This window comes from Spirosoma horti (genome assembly GCF_054776595.1).
On sequence record NZ_BAAHBQ010000003.1, the window covers coordinates 527672 to 553769 of the forward strand.

Consider the following 26098-nt stretch of genomic DNA (forward strand, 5'->3'; position numbering starts at 1 on the left):
CCAAAAAGTATAATTATATCAATTTTAAAAGTTAATATAATTAGAATACATTACCTAATTGTCCTTTTCCTTAATCGCTTGAACCACATGAAAAAATCTCTAATCTTTCTCTTCTATTTGCTGCTAAGTAGCGGCCTGACGGTCGCGCAAACTAACAGCGTGACCGGCAAAGTGACCGGCGCTGACAACCAGGGCCTACCGGGTGTCAACGTAGTCGTGGGTGGTACGTCGGTGGGTACGGCTACCGACGCATCAGGCAACTATACCATCAATGCGCCCGCCAATGCATCGCTGATTTTTTCCTACATCAGTTACGTGAGCCAGACCGTTCCGGTCAACAACCGCTCGATCATCAATGTGCAGCTGGCCGAAGATGCTAAATCTATCAACGAAGTAGTCGTTACGGCGCTTGGGATCAAGAAAGAGGCCAAAACGCTGGGTTATGCTACGGCGACGGTCAATGCGGACCAGATCTCGACCAACCGCACCCCCAACTTTGTGAGTGGGCTACAGGGTAAAATGGCGGGTGTCAATATTACCACGATGGGAACGGGACCCGCCGGAACGGCCAAGATCCGTATTCGTGGGCAATCGTCGTTCAGTGGGCAAAATAATCCGCTGATCGTTGTGAATGGCGTACCGATCGACAATTCCAACAGCTCCCTCGGTGGCGATTACAGTGCCCGTAGCAATACGGGCCTGCCTGTCAACAGTTCGGATGGGGGCGATGGGTTGAGCAGCATTAACCCCGACGATATTGAAACGATGACTGTACTAAAAGGGGGCACCGCAGCCGCCCTGTACGGCTCGCGTGCTAAAGACGGTGTGGTGATGATTACCACCAAAAACCGGGGAGCCGGTAAAGGATTCGGCGTGACGTATAACGCCAACCTGACCACCGACACACCACTGGACTACACGGATTTTCAGTACGAATATGGCCAAGGCGAAGGCGGTGTACGACCAACGGTCCGTTTCCCATCGTCGGGTGTGTGGAGTTTCGGTGAGAAGTTTCAGCCGGGCATGACACAGACCCTGTTCGACAACAAAACCTATCCTTACGAACCGGTCTATAATCGGGTAAAGCAGTTCTATCGCGTGGGCACCAACTTTACCAATACGGTCACCGTAGCGAATAACGGCGCCAATGGTGGTTTCAGCCTGTCGTTTGGCAACACCGACAACCGGGGAATTATGGAGAATAATACCTTCAACCGCAAAGTGATCAACCTGGGATTCACCCAGAATATCAACAGCAAACTAACCGCATCGGGAAATATCAATTACTCGAAGGAGAACAACGTCAACCCTCCGCAGGTAAACGCCCAGGATTTTTCGGTATCGACGGTCGTGTTCACCCTGGCTAATTCCATGCCTTTTCAGGCCCTGCGCGAAAATCAGACATTACCTAATGGCGATGAACTTTCGATCGCGCGCTTTCTGGTACGTAATAACCCGTACTATTCCATGAGTCATCACTTCGAGAACATCAAACGTGACCGGCTTTTTGGCAACGTTGCCCTCAAATACCAGTTCACCGACTGGCTGTATCTACAGGGCCGTATTGCGCAGGACTTTTATATCCGGAACCAGGATTACAATATTCCGAATGGCTATGCGCCGATTGCCAAAGCGCCTGTTGGCTATGTAAACGGTTCATACACACAGGATGTACGCCAGAATACTGAACGCAATATCGATTTCATTCTGGGCGCGAACAAAACGTTCGGCAAGATCGGCGTGGATGTAACGCTGGGTGGCAACGCACGATACGCCCGGATTGACTACAATAGCGTGACGGTACAGGATTTTATACAGCCAGGCCTGTACACCGTGGCCAACGGCCGGATTAAAAATCCCATTTACGCGCTGTCGGAGAAGAATATCAACTCCTTATTTGGGGCGGCAACCGTCTCCTACCGGGATTTCCTGTTCCTGACCGCAACGGCTCGCAACGACTGGTTCTCGACCCTGGCTCCGTCCAACCGCAGTATCCTCTATCCCTCCGTTACCAGCAGTTTTGTGTTCTCGCAGGCGTTTGACGGGCTACCCGCCTGGCTATCGTTCGGGAAGTTGCGGGCGGCTTATGCGCAAGTCGGTTCAGACAACGTAGATCCGTATTCGAACGCACTCTACTATCAGGTCGATAATAACTCGTTCCCGAATCCGTCAGGACAACTGGTGCCGGTGGGTGGCATAAATGCCTCGCAGGTGCCGAACAAAAATCTGCGTCCGCTCCGCATTCAGGAAGCCGAAGTTGGTCTGGAACTGAAGCTGTTCAATAACCGGGTAGGTTTCGATTTCACCTATTACCATAAAACAACGGAAGACCAGATTCTGGCGGCTCAGATTTCCGATGCCTCCTCGTATACCAGCAAGCTCATCAATGTTGGCCGGAGCATGAACCAGGGTCTGGAGATGTTGCTGACATTTTCACCCGTGGTTACCCCCTCGTTTCGCTGGGATGTGAGTGCCAATGCCTCCTACAATACCTCCAAAGTTCTGCAACTAGGATTGTCGCCCAATGATACTGTCATTACCGTAAGCGGTGGCAGCGGTCGGGTACTGAATCAGGTGGTGGGCAAACCCATCGGCCAGTTGTACACCTTCAAATATTTGCGGGATGCCCAGGGACGGCAGGTATTCGATAAAAATAGTGGGATGCCACTTCGAAACAACACGCTGGTGGATGTGGGGAACGCGTTGCCGTCCTACTTCGGCGGCATCACCAACACGTTCACCTACAAGGGATTATCTCTTTCGGTCCTGATCGACTTCAAGCTGGGTCATAAAATGATTACCGGACGCAACATCAACTACATGCGTCATGGGTTGTCGAAACGGACGCTACCGGGCCGGGATGTAGGGTACGTGATTGGCAACGGCGTCAATCCAAATGGGGAGATCAACACGACAAAAGCGGCTGTACAACCCTTTTACGAATCCATTAACCCGCTGGGTGTCAACGAAGATTTTGTAAACAACGCCGGTTTCTGGAAACTGCGGCAGATTACGTTAGGCTATGACTTCACCAAATTACTTCCCCAGAGCCTGTTCATCAAAGGATTGAGGCTGAATGCGGTGGCCAATAACGTCCTGATCATCAAGAAATGGACCGAAAACATGGACCCCGAAGAAGCGTTGGTTTCCTCGGATAACAGCGTAGGGCTGGACTTCTGGCCAGGGCTTCCCCCAACCCGCAGTATCGGCTTTAACCTCAATGTTCGATTCTAAAGCAAGCTGAAATCATGAAACTAACTATAAAATACACACTTACGCTGGTCCTCTCGTTGAGTCTGCTTACGGGCTGTGATCAGGGCTTCGATGAGGTAAACACCAACAAGGTCGACCCAACGTCTCTGGCCGCTCCCATGGTGCTCAACAAGGCCATTATTAACACCAACTACCTCGATGGGTTCGGCACGCTGGGTATGCTGACCTACAACTTTGGCATTGTGCAGCAGATCATTACGCCATACGGCAGCTCGTTGTCCGGGGCCAATTACGATCAGGTCAATAGTAGTAATACGCCCCTGGTCTGGCAGAATTTCTACCGCAATGTGCTCAAGCAACTGGTATCGGTACTGGACCAAACCAAGAACGATCCATCGCAGGTAAATACCTACCAGGCGGCCCGTATCTGGAAAGCCTACGTATTTATGATTCTGACCGACACGTATGGAGATATCCCCTATTTTGAAGCAGGACAGGGGTACACTACGGAGATCATCACCCCTAAATATGATGCACAACAGGATATTTACAAGGATCTGTTAAAAGAACTTGACGAAGCCTCAGCGGGTCTGACTACCACGCAATCGCCAATTGTTACGGATATTCTGTATGGTGGCGACGTAGCGAAGTGGAAAAAATTGGGATACTCCTTCATGCTTCGGGCGGCCATGCGGCTGACCAAGGTCGATCCGGCCATGGCTGAAACGTACGTAAAAAAAGCCGTGGCTGGTGGGGTGTTGCAATCCAACGCAGACAACTCAACCCTTCGGCATACGGCTATTTATAACAACTACATTGCCAACCACTTACAGGCGCGCGAGAAAACCAACTTCTATCTGGCGGCCCCGTTTGTCGATTACCTGAAAGCAAACAATGATCCCCGCCTGCCCATTTTTGCCGTTCGCTACGTAGGGGCCAAAGGTGGTCAGGAACAGGTAGCCACACGAGCCTCATCGGATCCGGCGGTGCAGGTTGGCATGCCGATGGGCTACAACGACGTATCGATCAACACCGTGCTGGCGCAAAACAAGGTCGTGAGCCTATGGGATTTCACCCAGGTCAACCTGAGCACGGTGCTAAAACTGGACGCGCCCGAATACCATCTCACTTACGCACAGACTCAATTCCTGCTCGCCGAAGCGGCCGTTCGCGGATGGGTGACCGGCGCAGCCGCTGACTATTTTGCGAAAGGCATTCGGGCCAATCTGGAGCAGATGGCGTCGTATGGCTCAACCATTCCGGAAGCGACTATTAAGGCTTATCTGGATGCTCACCCGCTGGACGCCACCAACGCGCTGGATCAGATCAATACGCAATACTGGGTCGCTTCCTTCCTGGACGGCACCGAAGCCTTCGCCAATTTCCGACGCAGTGGTTTTCCTGCTTTAAAGAAAAACCCCTACCCTGGCTCCGAAGTGAAAGGTGACTTCATTCGACGTATGCCCTATCCTGATAGTGAGATTGTTGTCAACTCAGGAAAACTGAACGAAGCCATTTCCCGGCAGGGGCCTAATACGCTCGATACGCGGGTCTGGTGGGATAAGAAGTGAGATTTACCCAACCCCTCCCCTGAAAAACAGGGGAGGGGCTAAAACACCAAAATTTTTAATACACGAAAAGATAAAAAAGGCAAAGTCCTCACCCCTCCCCTTAATTTAAGACGGGCGGAGTCGGGAGTGGGGTAATTCACTAATCAACTATAAGTTCTAAACCCTTTCTTTTCTCTCATGAATAATCCTGATCAAAGTCGCCGTGACACGTTAAAAATGCTGGGCTTCGGCTCCACGGCCGGTGTACTAAGCCTCTTTGGGGGCATCTCCACCGCCGAAGCCCGCGAACAGCAAACCAAACCTGCCTACGCCATCGGCGCTCCGCCCGTCAAAATCAAATCCGTCAAAGCCATCGCCACCGCCCCCCAAGGATCCAACCTCATCGTCGTCAAAGTCGAAACCACCGAACCCGGACTCTACGGCCTGGGCTGCGCCACCTTCACCCAACGGGCCGCCACCGTGGTGGTCGCTATCAACACCTACCTCAATGAGTTCTGCGTGGGCAAAGACGTCGATAACATCGAAGACCTCTGGCAGTCGGCTTATGTGAGTTCCTACTGGCGAAATGGGCCCGTGCTCAACAACGCCCTCTCGGGACTCGATCAGGCCCTGTGGGACATCAAAGGCAAACGGGCCAAGATGCCCGTCTACCAACTTCTGGGTGGTAAGGTCCGCTTCGCCATTCCCTGCTACACCCATGCCGGAGGCAACACCCCCGAAGCCACCGCCGACAGCGTCAAGAAGTTCATGGAGCAGGGCTTCAAGTACATCCGCATTCAGCAGGGCGGCTACGGCGGGGTGGGCAGCAACGTGGACAAACCCGACTTCAAAGCGGCCGGTTTCGGCTACGAAGGCGACGCCTACATGAACGTGATGGGGTATCTGAAGTCGGTGCCCAAGATGTTCGAGGTTGTGCGCAAGCAGTGCGGAGAAGAGATCGAACTGCTTCACGATGTTCACGAGCGGGTGCAGCCCATCGAGGCCATCAACATGATCAAGCAGGTGGAAGACTACCGGCCTTTCTTCATCGAAGACCCCTTCTCGCCCGAGAACATGAAGTGGTTTGCCCAGCTTCGGCAGACCACCACGGTGCCCATTGCGATGGGCGAATTGTTTAACAACATCAATGAGTTCAAGGAACCGATGGTCAACCAGTGGTTCGACTACATCCGGATACACGTGTCTCAGATAGGGGGCATCACCCCGGCCATGAAGGTGGCCCGACTGGGCGAGTGGTTCAACGTGCGCACGGCCTGGCACGGCCCGGGGGACGTTTCGCCGGTGGGTCATGCGGCACACGCGCACATCGACCTGGCGGTGTGGAACTTTGGGATTCAGGAAGCGGTGGCTTTTTCGGAGAAGACGCAGGCGGTTTTCAGCGGGTGTCCGACGATGGACAAGGGTTACATGTCGGTCAATGAGGTGCCGGGTCTGGGCGTGGACATCAACGAGAAGGAAGCGGCCAAGTATCCCATCAGCACCAAGTCCAACTGGCAGGTGCGCCGGATGGACGGGACGATCATCCGGCCGTGATAGGTACGGCAGTTATCGATCACTCATAAAAGAGCTAAATGAGGACCAGGTTGTCATTCCGACAAAAGAAGAATCTTGACGATTGTCTTGCAGTAAGATTTCTCTTTGGTCGGAATGACAAAACGTATACAACTCAACTTCGCATCAGCAGCCTTCTTTTTCATCGGCTGCTTAAACGATTAACTGACTGAACCCTTAACTCAGAACCAAATGAACTCATCAAATAAAAAAACCGGCATGTCACGCCGTTCTGCCATACAGTCCGTTTTGGGTGTGGCAGGCATGGGAACGATGGTTTTGCCACAAACTTCCTATGCCGCAAAACCAGGCCACTTTGCCGATTATAGTAAGGTAAAGATTACCAAACTGGAAACCTTCCTGGTCAAGCCCCGCTGGATTTTCCTTAAAATCCATACCGATGTAGGCGTCGTCGGTTTAGGCGAACCGTTGCTCGAAGGGCGGGCGCTAACGATCCAGACGGCGATTAAAGAAGTAGAACCGTATCTGATTGGCAAAGACCCTCGGCATGTTGTGCACCACTGGCAGGCGATTTACCGCCATGCGTTCTACCGGGGTGGCCCCATTTTAACGAGCGCTCTGAGTGGCATCGACCATGCCTTATGGGATATTAAAGGAAAGCTGCTCAATGTGCCGGTCTATGAATTGCTGGGTGGCCCTACCCGTGACCGCGTCCGGATTTACGGGCGGGCCAGCAATGCGGACGACATCAAGAAACGGAAGGCCGAAGGATATACGATTATCAAAACGGGCGTTGCCCATAAGAACCCGGCCAACATTGTCGAGAATCCGCAATTCATTAAGTACGCCGTCGACAATTTTGCGTCTTTACGCGAAGCGGGCGGTCCTGATATGGACATTGCCATCGACTTTCACGGAAACATTTCACCCCAGACGGCCAAAGTGCTGATCAAGCAGTTAGAGCCGTTTCAGCCCATGTTCGTCGAGGAGCCCTGTCAGGCGCAGAATGTGGATATCCTGGCCGACATCGCGCGCGGTACGCATCTTCCGATTGCGGCTGGCGAACGAATTTTCACTAAATGGGGCTTCCGTGAACTGCTGGAAAAGAAAGCCGTCAGTATCGTTCAACCCGACCTCTGCCATGCGGGCGGCATTACCGAAGGCCGTCTGATTGCCGGCATGGCCGAAGCTTACTATGTGCCCGTTGCTCCGCATAATCCAATGGGGCCAATCTCCCTCGCTGTTGGCCTTAATCTGGCAGCCAGTATCCCTAATTTCCTGGTACAGGAGCAGGTCTCGCTGGGTGAAGGCTACATAAAGAATCCGTTCAAATTGCAAAAAGACGGCACTGTTCTGATTCCACAAGGCCCCGGTCTGGGTGTCGAACTGGATGAAGACAAAATAAAAGACAAGATCGGTCATGACTGGAAAAACCCCGAGTTGTACAACGCGCTCGATGGCTCCGTAGTCGACTGGTAATCAATAGTCTATCGAAAAACAAATAAACGACCCATAGTGCCCTAAAAATCAGTATTTCTCTTACCCAATTAATTTTTAATCATGAAAAAACATGTAACCTATTTCTTTTTGCTACTGCTTCTGTGTCAGGGTTATGCCTTCGCCCAGAACGCCAGAGTAACGGGTACGGTGACCGGACCCGACAATCAGGGGTTGCCTGGTGTCAACGTCCAGGTGAGCGGTACAACGGTGGGTACCGCCAGTGATGCAGAAGGCAACTTTTCGATAAACGCGGCCAGCAATGCGTCGCTGGTCTTTTCCAATATCGGCTACGTTAGCCAGACGGTGCCCATCAATGGCCGCTCGGTAGTTACAATTCAGTTAGCGGAAGACCAGAAGACGCTGAATGAGGTGGTTGTCGTTGGGTATGGTACCCAGCGCAAAACCGACGTAACAGGCGCGTTGACCGCCATTTCGACCAAGGAGTTTGCCCAGCAACCGGTTACCCGCCTGGATCAGGTGTTGCAGGGACGTGCTGCGGGTGTGCAGGTAAGCCAGACAAACGGGGCGCCCGGTGGCGACGCCCGGATTCGAATCAGGGGAGCGAACTCCGTACTGGGCAATAACAACCCGTTGTATGTGGTCGATGGGTTCGTGGGCGCTGATTTTAACTTCGTGAACCCCAGCGACATCGAAACCATTCAGATCCTGAAAGATGCCGCATCGACCTCCATTTATGGGAGTCGCGGTGCCAATGGCGTGGTGATCATTACGACCAAAAAAGGTTCTAAAGGCCTTAAAGTCAACTACGAAGGTCAGTTCAGCACGTCGGAGGTTATCAAAAAATACGACGTATTGCCAGCGGGCGAATTTGCCGAAATCGTCAATGCCCGCGCCACCGCTACGGGTTCCAATCTGCCCTTTACGTCCGATCAGATTGGGCAATTCAAACAAAATGGCGGCACCGACTGGCAGAGCCTGGTATTCCGCAACGGAACCGGTCAACAACACCAGATCACGCTGTCGGGTGGTAGCGATAAAACGACCTTTCTGGTGTCAGGAAACTATTTGAACCAAAATGGTATCGTCAATAACAGTGGGTTTAAGCGGTATAACCTGCGGACCAACATCAATACACAGATCAATAACAAGCTTTCGTTTCGGCTGAATCTGTGGGCTACACGGTCACAAAATCACAACACAATCGATGGGGGTGCCATCGTTCAGGCCCTGGCCTGGGCCCCAACAACGCCTGCCTACGGGGCCGATGGACAGCCGACGTTTACCGATCCGATTGGCTCCGTTTACCGCAATCCGCTGGATTATTTATACGATCAGTCGGTCGATGCAAACAAGAGCGGAATTAACCTCAATGGCGGGATAAACTACAAACTCCCTATCAAGGGACTATCTCTCGATTTGCAGTATGCCGTCAATTACCTGAATGCGCAGAACCTGAATTTAAACGGCAAGCGACTTTCGAACAACGTACCAACGGCAAGCCGCTATTCGGCGGAGCAGGTGACCCTGCAAAACACGAATAATTTGAATTACGACGTCAAGCTAGGCAATCACTCGATCAACGCCGTTGCCGTGCTGGAGACGCAGCAATTCACAAGCCGAGACTTCACCGCCAGTGCGTCGGGATTACGGTTTCCACAATTGGGATACGATAACATCGGTGGCAACACAGCCGCTACCGTGGCATCCAGCTATCAGAAATGGACTCTGCTGTCGTTGCTGGGACGCGTAAACTACAGCTATAAAGACAAATACCTGGTATCGGCCGCTGTTCGTCGGGATGGATCATCCAAATTTGGTGCGGGTAACCAGTACAGCGTTTTCCCATCCGTAGCCCTTGGGTGGCGTTTATCGGAAGAAGAGTTTATCAAGAAACTCAACGTCTTCAGCAACCTCAAACTGCGGGGAAGCTGGGGTATGACCGGCAGCCAGGCCCTTGGTCCGTACTCGACTATATCGTCGTATAGCTCAGCCCAGGTTGCCTTCAACAACACGGCGGCTACATCCGGTGTGATTCTGGGCAACCCCGGCAATCCAGACCTTAAATGGGAAACGACCAAGCAGGTGGATGTAGGTCTTGAAATGGAATTCCTGAACGGACGGCTGCATATTGAAGCCGATTATTTCAAGAAAAACACGACCGACTTGCTCCTGAACGTAGCCATTCCGAGCTATGCCGGTGGTGGTACCCAGGCCCGGAATGTGGGTGAGGTTGAGAACAAAGGCTTTGAGTTTTCAATCGGCGGCACACCGTTGACAACGGGTAGTTTCCGCTGGGAGACAAATCTGAACGTTTCCACTTTACAGAATAAAGTACTCAGTCTGGGTGGTCTGCCCCGGCTAGGCCAGGGTACGGGCGTTGGGGGCGGCATGTCGACCACCAATGAATTTATGCTGATACCGGGCGAGCCATTGGGTTCGTATTGGGGCCTGAATTATCTGGGTACCTGGAAACCAAACGAAGCTGATGCGGCAGCCAAGCAGGGCCGCGTGCCGGGCGATCCACACTATCAGGATCTGAACGGCGACAATTCGATTACAACGGATGACTTCCAGATTATAGGCCGGGCATTCCCGAAAGCAACGGGTGGCTGGAACAACACCTTCACCTACAAAGGACTGACACTGAACGTGTTCTTTAACGGTGTATTTGGCGTCGATAAGCTCAACTATACCCGGGCAGCAGCCCTGTCAGGCTCGGGCGATGCGCGGCAATTCATTCTGTCTGAAATCCGGAATTATTACCGCCCCGGCAATGAAACATCCGACGTTCCGGCGTTTACGAAAACGTACCAGCCCTTCACCCAGTCGAGCCGATTCCTGGAAGATGGCAGCTTCGTTCGTCTGAAAAACGTAAGCCTCTCCTACAACGTACCAACCGGGTTCATTCATAACAAAGCGAGCATCCGGGTATTTGCCAGCGCAACGAATCTGCTGACGATCACCAAATACAAAGGGCCAGATCCAGAGTCGGCCCGGGTTGGTTCGAACACCGATACAGCCATCGGTATCGACTACGGTTCCTATCCAAATGCCAAACAATATACGCTCGGTATCAACCTGGGCTTTTAAACTCCTTACTGAATCATGAAAAAATTAGTCATACTTGGATTGGCAGCCCTGCTCACAGCAGGCTGCAAAGGTTACCTCGAAGAAGATACAACGGGGCTATTATACGGCGGAAACGTTCTCTCGACTCAGGACGGCCTGGAGTCGGCCCTGACCGGATCCTATAAAGGCTTAGGCAATCAGTGGAGCTACGGCTTCCTGCATCCTTCCGCCAATGCAGCCGTCCTGGGTGCCGATGACGTAACGACGCACCCAGCCAGCAACAAAGCCGACTGGCGTGAGTTCGACCAGTTTAATGTATCGACCACAAACCAGCGCTCGGGGGCTGTCTATACGGGTTGTTACAAAGCCATTCAGGGTGCCAACAACGTAATCAACAATTACTCAAAAACGGTCGGCACCAAAGCGACGATTGACATCATTGCGGGCGAGGCCTATTTCATTCGTGGCTTTTCCTATTATTGGTTGACCCGCTTTTACGGCAGTATTCCGCTGGTCACTGCCGGCGAATACTCAGCCAGCCTGCTCACCATCAAAAAATCGACGCCAGCGGAAGTCTATGCCCTGATCGTCGAGGATTTGAAGAAAGCGGAAACCATGCTGCCTAACACCCGACGCGATCCGGGCCGGCCCAATGTGGGTGCAGCCAAGGCGTTCCTGGCCGACGTATACCTGACCATGGCGGGCTGGCCGCTCAAGCAAACCGACAAGTATGATCTGGCTGCGGCTAAAGCCAAGGAAGTGATTGACAACCGCGCCACGTATGGTTTTGCGTTGATGCCAACGTTTGCCGCCGTTTTCGACAACGATCCGGCCGTCGCGATCATTCCGGAATCGGTCTTTCAGATCAGTGGGTTTACGGGGGGCAGCGGTACGGCCAACGCCACCTATGGCAATACGACCATGCCGGGTGAAGAAGGGGGCTGGGATGATATGTTTGCCGAGCTTAATTTCTTCAAAGCCTTCCCTGCCGGTCCCCGCAAAGATGCTACCTTCCGGACGCAGTTTGGTTTGGGTGCCACCACCATTCCCTGGGAACAAAGCCTGACGAAACATCCGTACTACAAAAAATGGTACATCAAAGGCAACGTCGTTACGTCCAGCATTTCGCTACCCTCCGTTATGATGCGTTATCCGCACGTACTGACCATTTATGCCGAGGCCAAAGCGCGCGGCACAGGAGGCCCGGATCAGGCAGCGTATGATGCCCTAAATGCAGTTCGGTTGCGGGGTTTACCAACGGGTGCCAAGGCGCTGGCACCGGGCGATGGCCTCACGGCCGCCCAGTTTGCCGACGCGGTGGTGCAGGAGCGCGCCTGGGAGTTTGCCTGCGAACGGACGCGCTGGTTTGACCTGATTCGTCTGGAACAGGTAGAAGCCGCCAATGCGGCCAAAAGCCCTGAGGATCTGCAACCCATCAAACCCATTACCAAAGCAAATTATTGGTTCCCATTGCCGTATACTGATACGTCTATTAACCCGAATTTGTAGGTGATCTGACAAGTAGACCTATAAGGTTCCAAGAACCTTATAGGTCTTTACAAACACATACAATGTTGAAAAAGGCAATCGTACTCACAACCGCAATCTTTGGCTTATGTGCCGCAACATTGCCCCTGGCGGAATGGCCGCAGGCCGAACTGTCGAATGGCGTTATTCAAACGACATTGTACCTACCCGATGAGCAGCAGGGATATTATCAGGGCACCCGGTTTGACTGGGCGGGCGCCTTTCGGAGTCTGACCTACAAAGGGCATAGTTTTATTGACCAATGGTTTGAAAACTACGACCCCAAGATGCACGACGCCATCAACGGCCCCGCCGAGGAGTTCACGCCACTGGGCTATACCGACGCTAAACCGGGGGAGACATTCGTAAAAATAGGTGTAGGAACCCTCCTTAAGCCGGACGATAAAGCCTACGCTTTTTCGAAATACTTCGAGGTAGCTGATCACGGCAAATGGACCGTCAAACGCCACAAAGACCAGATTAATTTTACGCATGAACTAACCGATCCAACCGGCTATGGGTATCGGTATACCAAAACCGTTCGGCTGAGCAAAGGCAAACCTGAACTGGTGCTGGAGCATAGCCTCAAAAACACGGGTAGCAAACCCATTCAGACAAGTGTGTATGACCACAATTTCTTCATCATCGACAAACAACCCACTGGCCCCACGGTCAACATTCAGTTTCCATTTGAGGTGAAAGCGGACGGGAAGGGATTCGGAACGACCATTCTCGCAGAGGGCAACCGGCTGATGTATTCGCGGGAACTGGAAAAAAAAGAACAGGTTTACAGTGCCGGTTTACAGGGCTTCAAGCCCGTTTCCAGCGATTATGACATCCGTATCAAGAATCAGAAGACGGGGGCTGGCATCCATATAACCAGCGATCATCCCATGGAAAAGTTAGTTTATTGGGCTTGCGCCACTACGTCCTGCCCGGAGCCTTACATACGACTGGAAGCTGCCCCCGGCCAGGAGGTAACCTGGAAAATCACATATGAGTTTTATGAGAAAACGAAGTAGCGGTATGGTTTGTACGTAATGTCATTTGAAGCTTACCAACGATGCCACCCCCTTTTTCTTAACCTTTAACCGACTAAATAGTCAATGAATTTTTTCCTAAAATCCTTATTCGGCCTACTGATTCTGGGAAGTTACCTATCCTTGAATGAGGACAAGCCGTCGGCAAAATCGTCTCCACCAAACGACGACTGGCCTACTTATGGTGGCAATGCGGCCGGAAACCGGTATTCACCTTTGTCGCAAATCAACACCCAGACCGTAAAGAACCTGACGCTGGCCTGGAGCTACGATACTGGAGAAAATAAGGGGGAGTCCCAGCGGGGGATGGACATCCAATGCCAGCCCATCGTGGTAAGAGGTGTTCTGTATGGTACCTCTCCGAGGTTGAAACTGTTTGCTGTCGATGCGGCCACGGGCAAGCAACACTGGCAATTTGACCCCTTTGCCGATCCCGAAAAAAAGCCCCGTTTTCATCCCGTCCGCGGGGTCATGTATTGGGAAGATGGCCAGGATAAACGGATTCTGTATACGGTCGGCTCGTTTCTGTATGCCATCAACGCCACTACGGGCAAGTTGGTAGAGAGTTTTGGCAAAAATGGAACAGTCGACCTGCACGAAGGGCTTGGCGACAAAGAAACGCTCGGTCATGAGGTAGCCAATCTTTCCATTCGCGTAACGACGCCCGGCGTTATTTACAAAGATTTACTGATTACCGGTTCGGCTGTCAACGAAGGGGGCGATGCTCCTCCGGGCTATCTGCGGGCGTTCAACGTGCGTAGCGGCAAGCTCGAATGGGTATTCCACACCATTCCGCTTCCCGGCGAGTATGGCTACGAAACCTGGGCGAAAGATTCGTACCGGAAACTTGGCGGGGCCAATTGCTGGGCCGGTCTGGTAGTCGATGAAGAGCGGGGCGTTGTGTATGCCGGTACGGGCTCGCCCTCCGTCGACTTCTATGGCGGAGCCCGCCCGGGCCAGAATCTGTTTGCCAATTGCGTTATTGCCCTGAACGCAAAAACCGGCAAACGAATCTGGCATTTCCAGACGGTGCACCACGACCTGTGGGATCGTGACCTGCCCTGTCCGCCCAATCTGATTACGGTCAAACACAACGGAAAGATGGTCGATGCGGTGGCACAGGCTACCAAAGATGGCTATGTTTTTGTTTTTGACCGGGATACGGGTAAACCGCTGTTCCCGGTCAAGGAAGTACCCGTTGTAACGTCACCCGCCTTACCCGGTGAACAACCCTGGCCCACCCAGCCCGTTCCAACCAAACCGGCACCGTTTGTCCGCCAGGAGTTGACGGAAAATGAAATCACAACCCGGACGCCCGAAGCCCATGCGTATGTCCTTGACCGCTACAGGAACAGCCGCCACGGCAGTAAATACATGCCGCCCAGTGTGGAGGGCACGTTATTTTATGGCTTCGGGGGCGGGGCTGAATGGGGTGGCAATGCCGCCGATCCGGACGGTATTCTGTATCAGAACGCCAACACCATGCTCTGGTGGCTCAAAATGCGCGATGTTCGGGCGCAGGCCGATGGCGTAGCCCTCTCCAGAGGAGGAGCCTTGTTCAATACCAACTGCGCCGTCTGCCATGCTGCGGGAGGAAAATCGGGCGGGGGTAGTCAGACAGCGCAGGCTTACCCCGATTTGACCGATGTAGGCAAGCGACTCACCAAAGAGCAAATTGCCAGCATTTTAATAACCGGACGGGGACGGATGCCTTCTTTTGGCCACCTTTCTACGGATGACCGGGAAGCGATCATCCGGTTTTTACTAAAACAGGAGACCAAACCAGCCGCCACAGTAGCGGCCAATGACAGCCATAGTTCAGTTGTCAACACGCCTACGCCCGAAGGCGCTGACTTTCCGTACAGTCCGCCTTACCTAAACAATGGGAATACGCAGTTTCGGGATCAGGATAATTACCCCGCCATCAAACCACCCTGGGGCACGCTGAATGCCATCAACATGAACACGGGCGAATACCTGTGGCAAGTACCGCTGGGCGAATACCCCGAACTGACGAAGAAAGGCATTCCACCAACGGGTACAGAAAACCACGGCGGACCCATTGTGACGGCGGGTGGATTGATTTTCATTGCGGCCACGTATGACGAAAAGCTTCGGGCATTTGACAAAAAAACGGGTAAAATCGTGTGGGAGTACAAACTGCCCGCCGGTGGTTTTGCTACGCCCATTACCTACATGGTCAATGGAAAACAGTATATCGCCATTGCCGCCGGAGGTACCCGATATGGCCTCAAATCGGGTGGATCGTATGTCGCATTTGCATTACCGTGAGTCGTACAAAAAAGGAAAATTAATGAAAAACTATCTATTAGGTTGCGACTGGGGGACTTCCTCGTTTCGTTTACGGCTCATAGACAGCACAGACCTTCGGCTTATCGACGAAGTCACTTCACAGGAAGGAGTAGCCAGCACGTTCAGCGACTGGAAAGCAAACGGCGAAAGCCAGGGTATATCCAGAGAACACTTTTTCCGCCAGCAGTTGAAGCGTCAGCTCGACTGGTTATCCAGTAAAACGGCCATCAACCTGGCAGGGATTCCGATTGTCATTTCGGGTATGGCTTCCTCCTCGATTGGCATGGAAGAGGTACCTTATGCCACCCTGCCTTTTCCAACAGATGGTAGCCTGGCCAGTACCAGGCGGCTTTTGGCGCAGGTCGACTTTCCACACGATCTTACCCTGATTTCGGGCGTCCGAACTCAGGACGACGTGATGCGTGGGGAAGAAACCCAGCTTATTGGCTTACTGGATTTACTGGACACCCTACAGGTTAACGTCGATGAGTCGATCCTGATATTTCCGGGCACCCATTCCAAGCATATTTACATTCAACAGCAGCAGGTCATCGACTTTCACACCTTCATGACGGGCGAGTTATTCAATTTGATGGCTTATCACAGCATCCTGAAAGATTCGGTAGACCCCACCGACCTGAGTACGTTTTCAGATGATGACTTGATGGCCTTTACGTCGGGAATCAATGATGCCGACTCGTCGGTTCTGAACGACTTATTCAAGGTCCGGACCAACCAGTTGTTCAACAAATTGACCAAGAAGCAGAACGCCTTTTACCTGAGTGGCCTTCTAATTGGCGACGAATTAAAAACACTTCAGAAGCAACCGCAGTGGCAGATGATCTTGTGCAGTGGCAATAACTTGTATGAGTTGTACAAACTAGCGATGGAAGTACTTCAATTAAGCGATCGCACAACAACTATTTCTGCAAATCTGATCGATAAGGCAACCATGGCCGGACAGCTTAAAATAGCCCAAAATCACCTGGTCAGCCTACCGAAATAGTGGGCAGCTGAATTGCTATACTCCTCAACAACTTACTTTCATTTACATGAGCCAGCACACATTCTCCTGGGAGTTATTTTCAAAAGCGCCCATCGTCGGCATTATTCGGGGACTGTCAGCGGAGGATATCGACCACATTCTGCCAGTTTATCGGGAAGCGGGCCTGACAACCATCGAAATAACGATGAATACAGCAGGAGCCGCGACTATCATTCAGAACGCGATAAAACACCATTTTGACGGGCTGAACATCGGCGCCGGAACGGTTTGTACACTCGACGACCTCGACCAGGCGCTCGACGCCGGGGCTCAGTTCATTGTCACACCCATCCTCGACAAAAAAGTCATTAAAGCCTGCGTAAAACGGGGAGTGCCTATTTTTCCCGGTGCCTTCACCCCGTCAGAAATTTACAAAGCCTGGTCATTGGGGGCCTCGATGGTGAAAGTGTACCCGGCCACATCCCTTGGGCCCGAGTACATTAAGGATGTAAAAGCGCCCCTGAATCAATTGAAACTGATACCAACCGGTGGTATTAGTCTCGACAACATGGCGGCTTATTTCAACGCCGGAGCCGATGGATTAGGCATCGGCAGCCACCTATTCGACAAGGCACTTATTCAGGCAAAAAACTGGCCTGGTCTGAGCGTCCATTTGCAGGACTTTGTCAAAAATATGCAGGTGGCTATGAATCAGAAATAAGGAGAATTTAACCACTTCAGTGGTCCGCCGAAGTGGTTAAAAAAATCCATTATACCTTAAACCCTACCTCTTGTGATTAATTCCCAAAGCCCTAATTACCGGTGGCTTATCGTCGTTTTATTGTTTACGGCAACCACGATCAATTACCTCGACCGCCAGATAATAGGCTTGTTGAAACCTATTCTGGAAGTTGAATTTTCCTGGACCGAAACTAATTTCTCCCGGATTGTCACGGCGTTTTCGGCTGCGTATGCTGTTGGTTTGTTGGCCTTTGGCTGGTTTATTGACAAGGTTGGCACCCGAATTGGGTACGCTGTCACCATTGTCTGGTGGAGCGTAGCGGGGATGCTCCATGCGCTGGCCAGAAGTGTATTCGGGTTTGGGCTGGCCCGAATCGGTTTGGGCCTGGGCGAAGCAGGCAATTACCCGGCCGCCGTAAAAACCGTAGCCGAGTGGTTTCCTACCAAAGAACGGGCGCTGGCCACGGGGCTGTTCAACGCAGGCACCAGCGTTGGCGTAGTCGTTGCCCTGCTGATTGTCCCCTGGATTCTGACTCACTACGGCTGGCAGGAAGTGTTCTGGATTACCGGGGCCCTGGGGTTCGTCTGGCTGATTTTCTGGTTCGTGTTTTATGAGGTACCTGCTAAACAGAAACGCCTGTCGGCAGCCGAATACACGTACATCACCAGCGGTCAGGAGGTTGAAAGCGAAAACAAAGTCGCCATAAGTTGGGTCAGACTGTTCACCCTTCCACAAACCTGGGCACTCATCACCGGCAAGGGGCTTATTGACCCGATCTACTGGTTTTTTCTCTTCTGGCTTCCCTCCTATTTCTCCTCCACGTTCAAGCTGGATTTGAAAAAACCAAGCCTTGAGCTGATGCTCATTTATACCGCCACGACCGTTGGCAGCGTGGGGGGCGGCTATTTGTCCTCCTGGCTCATCAAACGCGGGTGGCCGACACTGAAAGCCCGAAAAACCGTCCTTATCGTGTTTGCCGGTTTAGAATTATCCATTATACTTGCTCAATTTGCGACGGATGTGTGGGCAGCAGTTGGCCTGATTAGTCTGGCCGTAGCCGCTCACCAGGCCTGGGCAACCAACGTGTTTACCATGGCATCTGATCTATTTCCGAAACAAGCTGTCAGTTCGGCCGTTGGTATAGCAGGCATGGCCGGGGCCGTTGGTGGAATTTTCTTCCCCATGCTGGTGGGCAGTCTGCTCGATTCGTACAAAGCAGCCGGGAATCTATCGGGCGGCTACAATCTGCTGTTTACAATTTGCGGCTGTACCTATCTGCTGGCCTGGATCATCATTCATTTGCTTACTCGTAAGCCGAAACTAGTCGATATCAGTCAACTTACGTAATTACATAACCAACATGAACGAGCCACTCAATCCGTCATCAATTCCCGTGGGCGTGGTCGGGCTGGGCCTGATGGGTTGCAGCATCACCACCTGTCTATTGCTGTCGGGGCATCCGGTGGTGGCCGTCGCCCCGCTGCCCGTCGATATGGAAACGGCAGAGCCGCGCATTCGGGAGCATCTGGCAAAGGCCCACCAGGAAGGCCTGATCACAAAAAGTCCGGAGGACTACCTGAACCAGCTTACCATCACGGAAGATTATGGCCTTCTGAAGGACTGTAAACTAGTGCTGGAATGTACGCTGGAAGACATCGACATCAAGAAATCGGTTTACGACCGGATCGAAGCCGTTGTCGCCGACGATGCCGTCATCACCAGCAACACCTCCGCCATTCCGATCAGTATTCTCCAGCGCCAGATCCGTTTGCCCGAACGATTTCTGGGTCTGCACTGGACCGAGCCTTCGCACACGACCCGTTTTCTGGAAATTATCTGTGGCGATTTAAGCAATCCCCAAACCGCCGACTGGGTTTACGAGCTGGCCCATTTGTGGGATAAAGAACCGACACTGGTTCGCAAAGACATTCGGGGGTTCATTGCCAATCGGCTGATGTACGCCATGTATCGCGAGGCTTTCAATCTGGTCGAAAATGGGTATGCTACCGTTGAGGACGTAGACCGGGCCTGCCGAAACAACACCGGCTACTGGATGACACTGGTGGGCGTTTTCCGGTGGATGGACCTCACGGGCGTACCAGCTTACCACACGGTTATGAAGGATTTATGGCCCACGCTGAGCAACCAGACCGAAGTCCCCAAACTGATTGATGACATTGTGAAGGCGGGCGGCAAAGGCGTTCTGAACGCGCAGGGTTTTTACGACTACACGCCCGAAGAAGCCAAGCTCTGGAAAGAAACGTACGAAGAATTCAGCTACGACATCCGCCGATTGGCCTTGAAATACCCAGCCGACGTGGTGAAGAGGAAACTGGCTCAGACGGATGAGAATTCACCTGAGTAAGTAGTTTTTTACTACGGTCGCAGGATTAACGTGGGGTCGGATTCTTAAATCCGACCAGCGAGGTTTCTTAAAACCTCGTTTACATCCAATAGGGCGGTTTTGAGAAACCACTCATGGCCGTTTTAAGAAACGGCCAACACAATTAAGACAAGTCAACAACCAATTTCAGCCTTCATGTTCATTATTGATGCCCACCTCGACATGGCGCTGAACGCCATTGAATGGAACCGTGACTACCGAATGACAGCCCATGAAATTCGGCAGCAGGAAGGCGATATGACCGACAAAATTGACCGGGCAAAGGGCACCGTTTCCTTACCCGATCTTCGTCGGGGGAATATCGGTCTGGTCGTCGCCACACAAATTGCCCGCTTTAATCAGAGTAACGGCAATTTGCCCGGTGCTGGCTGGAACTCCCCGGAGCAGGCGTGGGCCATGACGCAGGCGCAACGAGCGTGGTACGAAACGATGGTCGACGCGGGCGAAATGGTCCAGATTCGGGATCGGGCCAGTCTCGACAGTCATGTGGCGCTCTGGCTCGATGAAACGATTGCCAAGGATAAAAAGCCCGTTGGCTACATTCTGAGCCTGGAGGGAGCCGATTCGCTGGTGAACTTATCCTATCTGGAAAAGGCCTACGCCTATGGTTTACGGGCGCTTGGTCCGGCGCATTACAGCACCGGGCGGTATGCACCCGGCACCGGCTTAAGCGGCCCATTAACGCCACAGGGACGAGAATTGGTCAAAGAGATGGATCGGCTGGGCATTATCCTGGATGCGACGCACTTGACCGACGAGGGCTTTAGCGAAGCACTTTCTCTGTATAAAGGACCTGTCTGGGCCAGCCACCACAATTGCCGGGCGCTGGTGCCTCACCAACGGCAACTGACCGATGATCAGATTCGGCAGTTAACCGAGCGCGGTGGTGTCATTGGCGGTTGCTTCGACGCCTGGATGATGAAACCGGGCTTTACGCAACGGGTCAGCAACCCGGCCAGCTTCGGTATTAGTCTGGAAACGATCATCGACCATTACGACCACATCTGCCAGCTCACCGGCAACAGCCACCATATTGCCATCGGTAGCGACCTCGACGGAACTTACGGCATTGAACAGTCCCCCAGCGATCTGGACACCATCGCCGATTTACAAAACCTGACGGGCTTATTGACCAAACGAGGCTATTCATCAGAAGACATCGAGAATATTTTTCATAAGAACTGGCTTCGATTTCTGCGAAATGCGTGGCAATGAAAGGCCTGCCCGGGATGATTGTTGATGGCTTCGTAAACTCCTAAATCCCCTTTCAGGGGATTTAGGAGTAACGTGACCTTGCAAAAATATCTTTCTTACTGCTTCTATATCGCCATTCTACCGCCTATTTAAAAAAAATTAAAATAAAATTTCGAAAAAGAGAGTATTGACTGCCCACTCCTGCATCTTTCCTTCAAATTCACAAATACCGTATGCAGGAGTACCGGGATTTAGCACCTGAAGAATTAGCCCTCGATTCATCTTTCCAGCGATGGCAATTAGACAATGACCCAGCAGCTACTGCTCTCTGGCAGGAATGGCTGACGCAACATCCCGATAAAACGGAACTTGTTGACAAGGCGGCTACGATGCTCCTTTCGTTACACAACACATACGGCCAGCACTTTACAGAACGCTTACCCATTTCGGACCAGGAAATTCAGGATGAAGTAAGTCGGCTTCGGCATTCGCTCGATAAGCCGAAGACTCCCGTCGTACCCGTAAGCTGGTTTCAGTTCGCGCCCGCTCGTTATGGTATGGCGGCCAGCATTTTGGTTGTTCTGGGTTTATTTGGCTGGTACCTACTCCACCCAACCACCAGCAAAACAGGGGTAACATATACGGACCTGGTGGCCCAGGTAACGGAGCCCCTTTCCGAAGTCAGCAACACGACCGATGCTCCTCAGCGGGTAACCTTACCGGATCAAAGCACCATTATGCTCTACCCCAAAAGCCGGGTGAGTTACGCAAACCGGTTTTCTGGCAGCAAACGGGAAGTTTATTTGTCGGGGAAGGGCTTTTTTGAGGTTATGAAAAACCCGTCGAAGCCATTCTATGTATACGCCAATGGCCTGGTTACCAAAGTACTGGGCACCAGCTTCACGGTGCAGGCTTTTGACGGAGACCAGCAAATGAAAGTGGTGGTCAGAACGGGGCGCGTGGCTGTATATGCCCAGAAGCAACTCCCCCCCAGCAACCAGCCAGAAACCTTTAAGCTGGATGGCATTGTGCTGACGCCCAACCAGCAAATCGTGTATTCACCGGCCCAGACACAGCTCATCAAGAGTTTGATCGAAAATCCGGTGCCTATCGAGCAGGCTCTACCGAAACAGACACTTGCCTTCAAACGGACACCCATTTCCGATGTATTTGCGGCCCTGAACCAATCGTATGGCATACAAATCGTTTTCGATGAGGAGGTTATGCGAGCCTGTTACCTGACCGCTTCCTTTGCCAACGAACCCCTTTTTGAAAAACTGGATCTGATCTGCCACACCATCAACGCCAGCTATAAGCAAGTAGATGGCACCATCATCATCAGCAGCAATGGTTGTTAAACGCTGGCTCTATTAATGACAAACCCGATTCTCAATCTACTTAAAATCGAAAACCCCGGAAGTAACGATACCCAATCAACTTAATCTAAGACGCCAACTGCCTATGGTCAACGACGACCCGATTTACTCACAAAAAAAGTCGAAGATGCGCTAACATCCCCGACTTAAAACTGCCCCTCGTGTAAGCTCATTACGACATCCGCCTGCAGCGGATTGGGACCTTATTGTGCCGAATTTTTCACCCGACAAAAGCCAAAACTATGTTAAAACGAGTACTTTGTCAAAAGACAATACAGAAAATCATGCGCATTGGATTATACCAGGCCTTCCTTTCTGTTGCTTTCGTAACCTTCGCCCATGCCTATGAGGTAAGCGGCCAGAAAGTACTGGAGCAAAAGGTATCTTTCCAGTTAGCCAACGCTGACGCCGAAAAGGTACTGGATAAACTGGAGGCCGTTGCGCACGTCAAGTTTCTTTACAACCCCCAGATATTCGGGGCCGAACGCCGACTCAATTATAAATTTCAGAACGAGTCCCTGTCCGACGTACTCACCAAGGTTCTTTCGCCGTATCAGGTTGCCTACGAAGTTTTTCAGGAGCGTATTATTTTAAAACGGCAGGAATTACAGTCCGACACCCAACCGACCCTCAAACAGGAAGCCCCGAAGCGCCGAATTACGGGCGTCGTTCTCGACGAAAAAGGCGCGGGTCTGCCGGGCGTGAGTGTGATCATTAAGGATGCTCAGAAAGGAACGACGACCGTTGCCGACGGTACGTTTGCGCTGGATATTCCGGATCAGCCCTCCATCCTGGTGTTCAGCTTTGTAGGCTACAAACGGCAGGAAGTAGCGGTCGACAACCAGAGTACTCTGTCGGTGAGCCTGGTACCCGAAGCCAGCACGCTCGGTGAAGTGGTCGTGACCGCCTTCGGCATTGCGCGGGAGAAAAAAGCACTGGCCTACGCCGTTTCCGAAGTAAAAGGAAGCGAATTCACCCAGGCTCGCGAAAACAACGTGGCCAATGCTCTGACCGGTAAAATTGCCGGGGTAAACGCAACCGGTATGTCAACTGGCCCCGGTGGATCGAGCCGGGTCATTATCCGCGGAAATGGCTCGCTGAACGGCAATAACCAGCCCTTGTACGTCATTAATGGGATGCCGATGGATAACAGTACCCCCGGCGGTACGGCTACGGACGGAAACGGAGCGAACGTTGACCGGGGCGATGGTATTGGCGGTATCAACCCCGACGATATCGAATCCATCAGCGTATTGAAAGGCGGTCCGGCAGCAGCGCTCTATGGCGCCCGCGCTTCCAATGGCGTTATTCTGATCACGACCAAAAAAGGCCGCGCCCAGAAAGGCGTTGGTGTTGAAGTCAACAGCAACACAACGTTTGAGGATATTGCCGTCATTCCGAACTGGCAATATGAATACGGCCAGGGCGTCGATGGCAAAAAACCGACGACCATTACGGAGGCCAAAAGCACCGGTCGCCTTTCGTATGGTGCCCGGATGGATGGCCTGCCAACGATTCAGGTCGACGGCCAACTGCATCCGTATTCGCCCCAGAAAAATAACCTGAAAAACTTCTACCGCACCGGCAGCAACTACATCAACTCAGTTGCGTTTACGGGCGGTAGCGAGACCGTAAATTTTCGCCTGGGCCTGAACAACACCCAGTCGAACAGCATTGTCCCGAACTCGTCGTTCTCCCGCCGAATTGCTAACCTTAACTTGAATGCCTTTCTGGGCAAAAAGCTGAGTGTTGAAAGTGTTTTCCAGTATAACGTGGAAGAAGGGATCAATCGCCCTAAAGTCGGGTATGCCGACTTCAACCCACACTGGGCTACTTACCTGATCGCCAACGTAGTCGACATCCGCAGCCTGGCTCCGGGTTATGACCCCGTAACGGGCAAAGAGATGGAGTGGAATCCCGTTCCAGCGGCTCCTAACCCGTATTTCGTGGTCAACAAGTTTAAAAATAACGACATGAAACACCGCTTTATCAGTCAGGGTAGTATCCGGTACGACATTCTGGATAACCTGTTTCTGAAAGGCAGTGTCAGCCAGGATTTCTACAGTTTCTCGTCGGAATACATACAGCCAACCAACAACGCCTACCAGCCATTGGGCTCGTATCAGGGACGCAAAACGACGTCTTCGGAAACCAACGGGATGCTGACCCTGAATTACAACACCACCTTTTTCAAGGATTTGAGTTTTACAGCCCTGTTGGGTGGCAATGCCCAGAAAGCCATCTTCGATCAGACACTGATCGAAGGTAGTGAGTTCACGGTGCCCTACTTCTACAGCTATACCAACCTGGCCACCTCGACCACGACGCCGACCTATCTCAAAAGCGCCATCAATTCGGTATTCGGCTCGGCTGACTTTGGGTACAAGAACATCGCTTATCTGACCGTGTCGGGTCGTCAGGACTGGTTCTCGGTACTGAATCCGAAGAGCAACCACATTTTCTACCCATCGGTTGGCGGTTCGTTCATTCTGTCCGACGCCATCCAATTGCCCAAAGCGATCAACTTTGCCAAGATTCGGGCCTCCTGGGCGCAGGTGGGTGGCGCTACTGTCAATGCGTATCAGATCTATCAGTACTACACCATGCAACAGGGTGGTCACAACGGCCGGCCGGTGCAGGTTCTGTCCTCGTCGCAGGTGCCAAACCCGGATCTCAAACCGCTGACATCGACCACCTACGAGGGCGGTATCGAAGCGAAGTTCCTGAACAACCGACTGGGTATCGACCTCACGCTGTATAACCGCAAAACAACGGACGATATCGTCACGTCGAACATTGCTCTTTCGTCGGGCTATACCTCTGCCCTATTGAACGTAGGCGCGCTGAGCAACAAGGGTATCGAATTACTGCTAACGGGTACGCCGGTTAAAACACCTACGTTCGGCTGGGATGTTAGCTTCAACATGGCTTACAACAAAAGCAAAATCGAACAGCTGGCCCAGGGGATCAGTGGTGTCGATATAGGTGCTGGTGTTGGTGGCGGATTGGTACGGAACGTACTGGACAGACCGTATGGTACGGTTTGGGGATACCGGAAGAAAACCGACGCCAATGGAAACGTTATCTTCAACACGGCCAGCGGATACGCGCTCAGAGGGGATCTGGAAGAAATCGGGCAGGGCACTCCACCCTTAACGATGGGGATCACCAACAATTTCCGGTACAAGAACTTCTCCCTGAACCTGCTGATCGACGGTAAATTCGGCAGTATCGTTTATTCGAATCTGTACCAGTATGCCTATCGGTTCGGCCTGCCGCAGGAAACGCTGCCCGGCCGCGAAACCGGTGTGACCGTAACGGGCGTAACCCCGGAAGGCGCTCCCTACACCAAAACATGGGCCAAAGAAGATGTCGATACGTATTACGATAACGACAAGAATTACACGGCTATGTTCATGTTCAACAATGACTTCGTGAAATTACGTCAGGTCGTTCTGAGCTACAATCTGCCCGTTAGCAAGCTGTCGTTTCTGAAGCTACAATCGGCTACGATTTCGTTTGTGGCTCGTAACCTGGCCATTCTCTACAAAGACAAAAAGAATCAGTATTTCGATCCGGAGTCGAGCTATACTAGCACGAACGCCCAGGGCCTGGAAGCGTTCGGCGTACCCAGAACCAGAAGCCTCGGTGTAAACTTAATGGTGAAATTTTAAGCGACTAACCTACTGAC

General features: G+C 52.2%; 15 protein-coding genes. All 15 read left to right on the top strand.

Annotated elements, in window-relative coordinates; all coding sequences use genetic code 11:
- The first annotated feature begins 87 nt into the window (after positions 1 to 87).
- The 15 genes from ACYVAM_RS10070 (at position 88) to ACYVAM_RS10140 (ending at position 26081) form a co-directional block, all read left to right on the top strand.
- On the top strand, positions 88 to 3234 hold the full coding sequence (locus ACYVAM_RS10070) for a SusC/RagA family TonB-linked outer membrane protein (protein ID WP_461066469.1): 3147 nt from the start codon (positions 88 to 90) through the stop codon (positions 3232 to 3234).
- 14 nt (positions 3235 to 3248) lie between these two features.
- Positions 3249 to 4784: a SusD/RagB family nutrient-binding outer membrane lipoprotein gene (locus ACYVAM_RS10075; RefSeq protein ID WP_461066471.1), complete on the top strand. Its 1536-nt coding sequence runs from the start codon at positions 3249 to 3251 to the stop codon at positions 4782 to 4784.
- Between the two features lie 177 nt (positions 4785 to 4961).
- Positions 4962 to 6317, top strand: a complete 1356-nt coding sequence (locus tag ACYVAM_RS10080; RefSeq protein ID WP_461066473.1) for an enolase C-terminal domain-like protein — start codon at positions 4962 to 4964, stop codon at positions 6315 to 6317.
- 210 nt (positions 6318 to 6527) lie between these two features.
- A complete protein-coding gene (gene dgoD / locus ACYVAM_RS10085) occupies positions 6528 to 7775 on the top strand; it encodes a galactonate dehydratase (RefSeq protein ID WP_461066475.1) in 1248 nt (415 codons plus the stop codon).
- A gap of 81 nt (positions 7776 to 7856) precedes the next feature.
- Positions 7857 to 10847 carry a SusC/RagA family TonB-linked outer membrane protein gene (locus ACYVAM_RS10090; protein WP_461066477.1) on the top strand — a complete coding sequence of 997 codons (2991 nt, stop codon included), beginning with the start codon at positions 7857 to 7859 and terminating at the stop codon, positions 10845 to 10847.
- A gap of 15 nt (positions 10848 to 10862) precedes the next feature.
- A complete protein-coding gene (locus ACYVAM_RS10095) occupies positions 10863 to 12335 on the top strand; it encodes a RagB/SusD family nutrient uptake outer membrane protein (protein WP_461066479.1) in 1473 nt (490 codons plus the stop codon).
- 62 nt (positions 12336 to 12397) lie between these two features.
- On the top strand, positions 12398 to 13375 hold the full coding sequence (locus tag ACYVAM_RS10100) for a hypothetical protein (RefSeq protein ID WP_461066481.1): 978 nt from the start codon (positions 12398 to 12400) through the stop codon (positions 13373 to 13375).
- Between the two features lie 84 nt (positions 13376 to 13459).
- Entirely contained in the window at positions 13460 to 15685 is a 2226-nt protein-coding gene (locus ACYVAM_RS10105) for an outer membrane protein assembly factor BamB family protein (RefSeq protein WP_461066483.1), read from the top strand.
- Between the two features lie 22 nt (positions 15686 to 15707).
- A complete protein-coding gene (locus ACYVAM_RS10110) occupies positions 15708 to 16712 on the top strand; it encodes a 2-dehydro-3-deoxygalactonokinase (RefSeq protein ID WP_461066485.1) in 1005 nt (334 codons plus the stop codon).
- 46 nt (positions 16713 to 16758) lie between these two features.
- Positions 16759 to 17412, top strand: a complete 654-nt coding sequence (locus ACYVAM_RS10115; protein ID WP_461066487.1) for a bifunctional 4-hydroxy-2-oxoglutarate aldolase/2-dehydro-3-deoxy-phosphogluconate aldolase — start codon at positions 16759 to 16761, stop codon at positions 17410 to 17412.
- A 75-nt stretch (positions 17413 to 17487) separates the two neighbouring features.
- Positions 17488 to 18780 carry an MFS transporter gene (locus tag ACYVAM_RS10120; RefSeq protein WP_461067062.1) on the top strand — a complete coding sequence of 431 codons (1293 nt, stop codon included), beginning with the start codon at positions 17488 to 17490 and terminating at the stop codon, positions 18778 to 18780.
- Positions 18781 to 18793: 13 nt separating this feature from the next.
- Positions 18794 to 19798, top strand: coding sequence for a 3-hydroxyacyl-CoA dehydrogenase family protein (locus tag ACYVAM_RS10125; protein ID WP_461066489.1), 1005 nt, complete (start codon positions 18794 to 18796; stop codon positions 19796 to 19798).
- A 174-nt stretch (positions 19799 to 19972) separates the two neighbouring features.
- Complete coding sequence (locus tag ACYVAM_RS10130) at positions 19973 to 21052, top strand: dipeptidase (protein WP_461066490.1); 1080 nt, start codon at positions 19973 to 19975, stop codon at positions 21050 to 21052.
- A 212-nt stretch (positions 21053 to 21264) separates the two neighbouring features.
- Positions 21265 to 22389 (top strand): FecR family protein, encoded by a 1125-nt coding sequence (locus ACYVAM_RS10135; RefSeq protein ID WP_461066492.1) that lies wholly within the window; start codon positions 21265 to 21267, stop codon positions 22387 to 22389.
- Between the two features lie 302 nt (positions 22390 to 22691).
- Positions 22692 to 26081, top strand: a complete 3390-nt coding sequence (locus tag ACYVAM_RS10140; protein ID WP_461066494.1) for a SusC/RagA family TonB-linked outer membrane protein — start codon at positions 22692 to 22694, stop codon at positions 26079 to 26081.
- Positions 26082 to 26098: the final 17 nt, after the last annotated feature.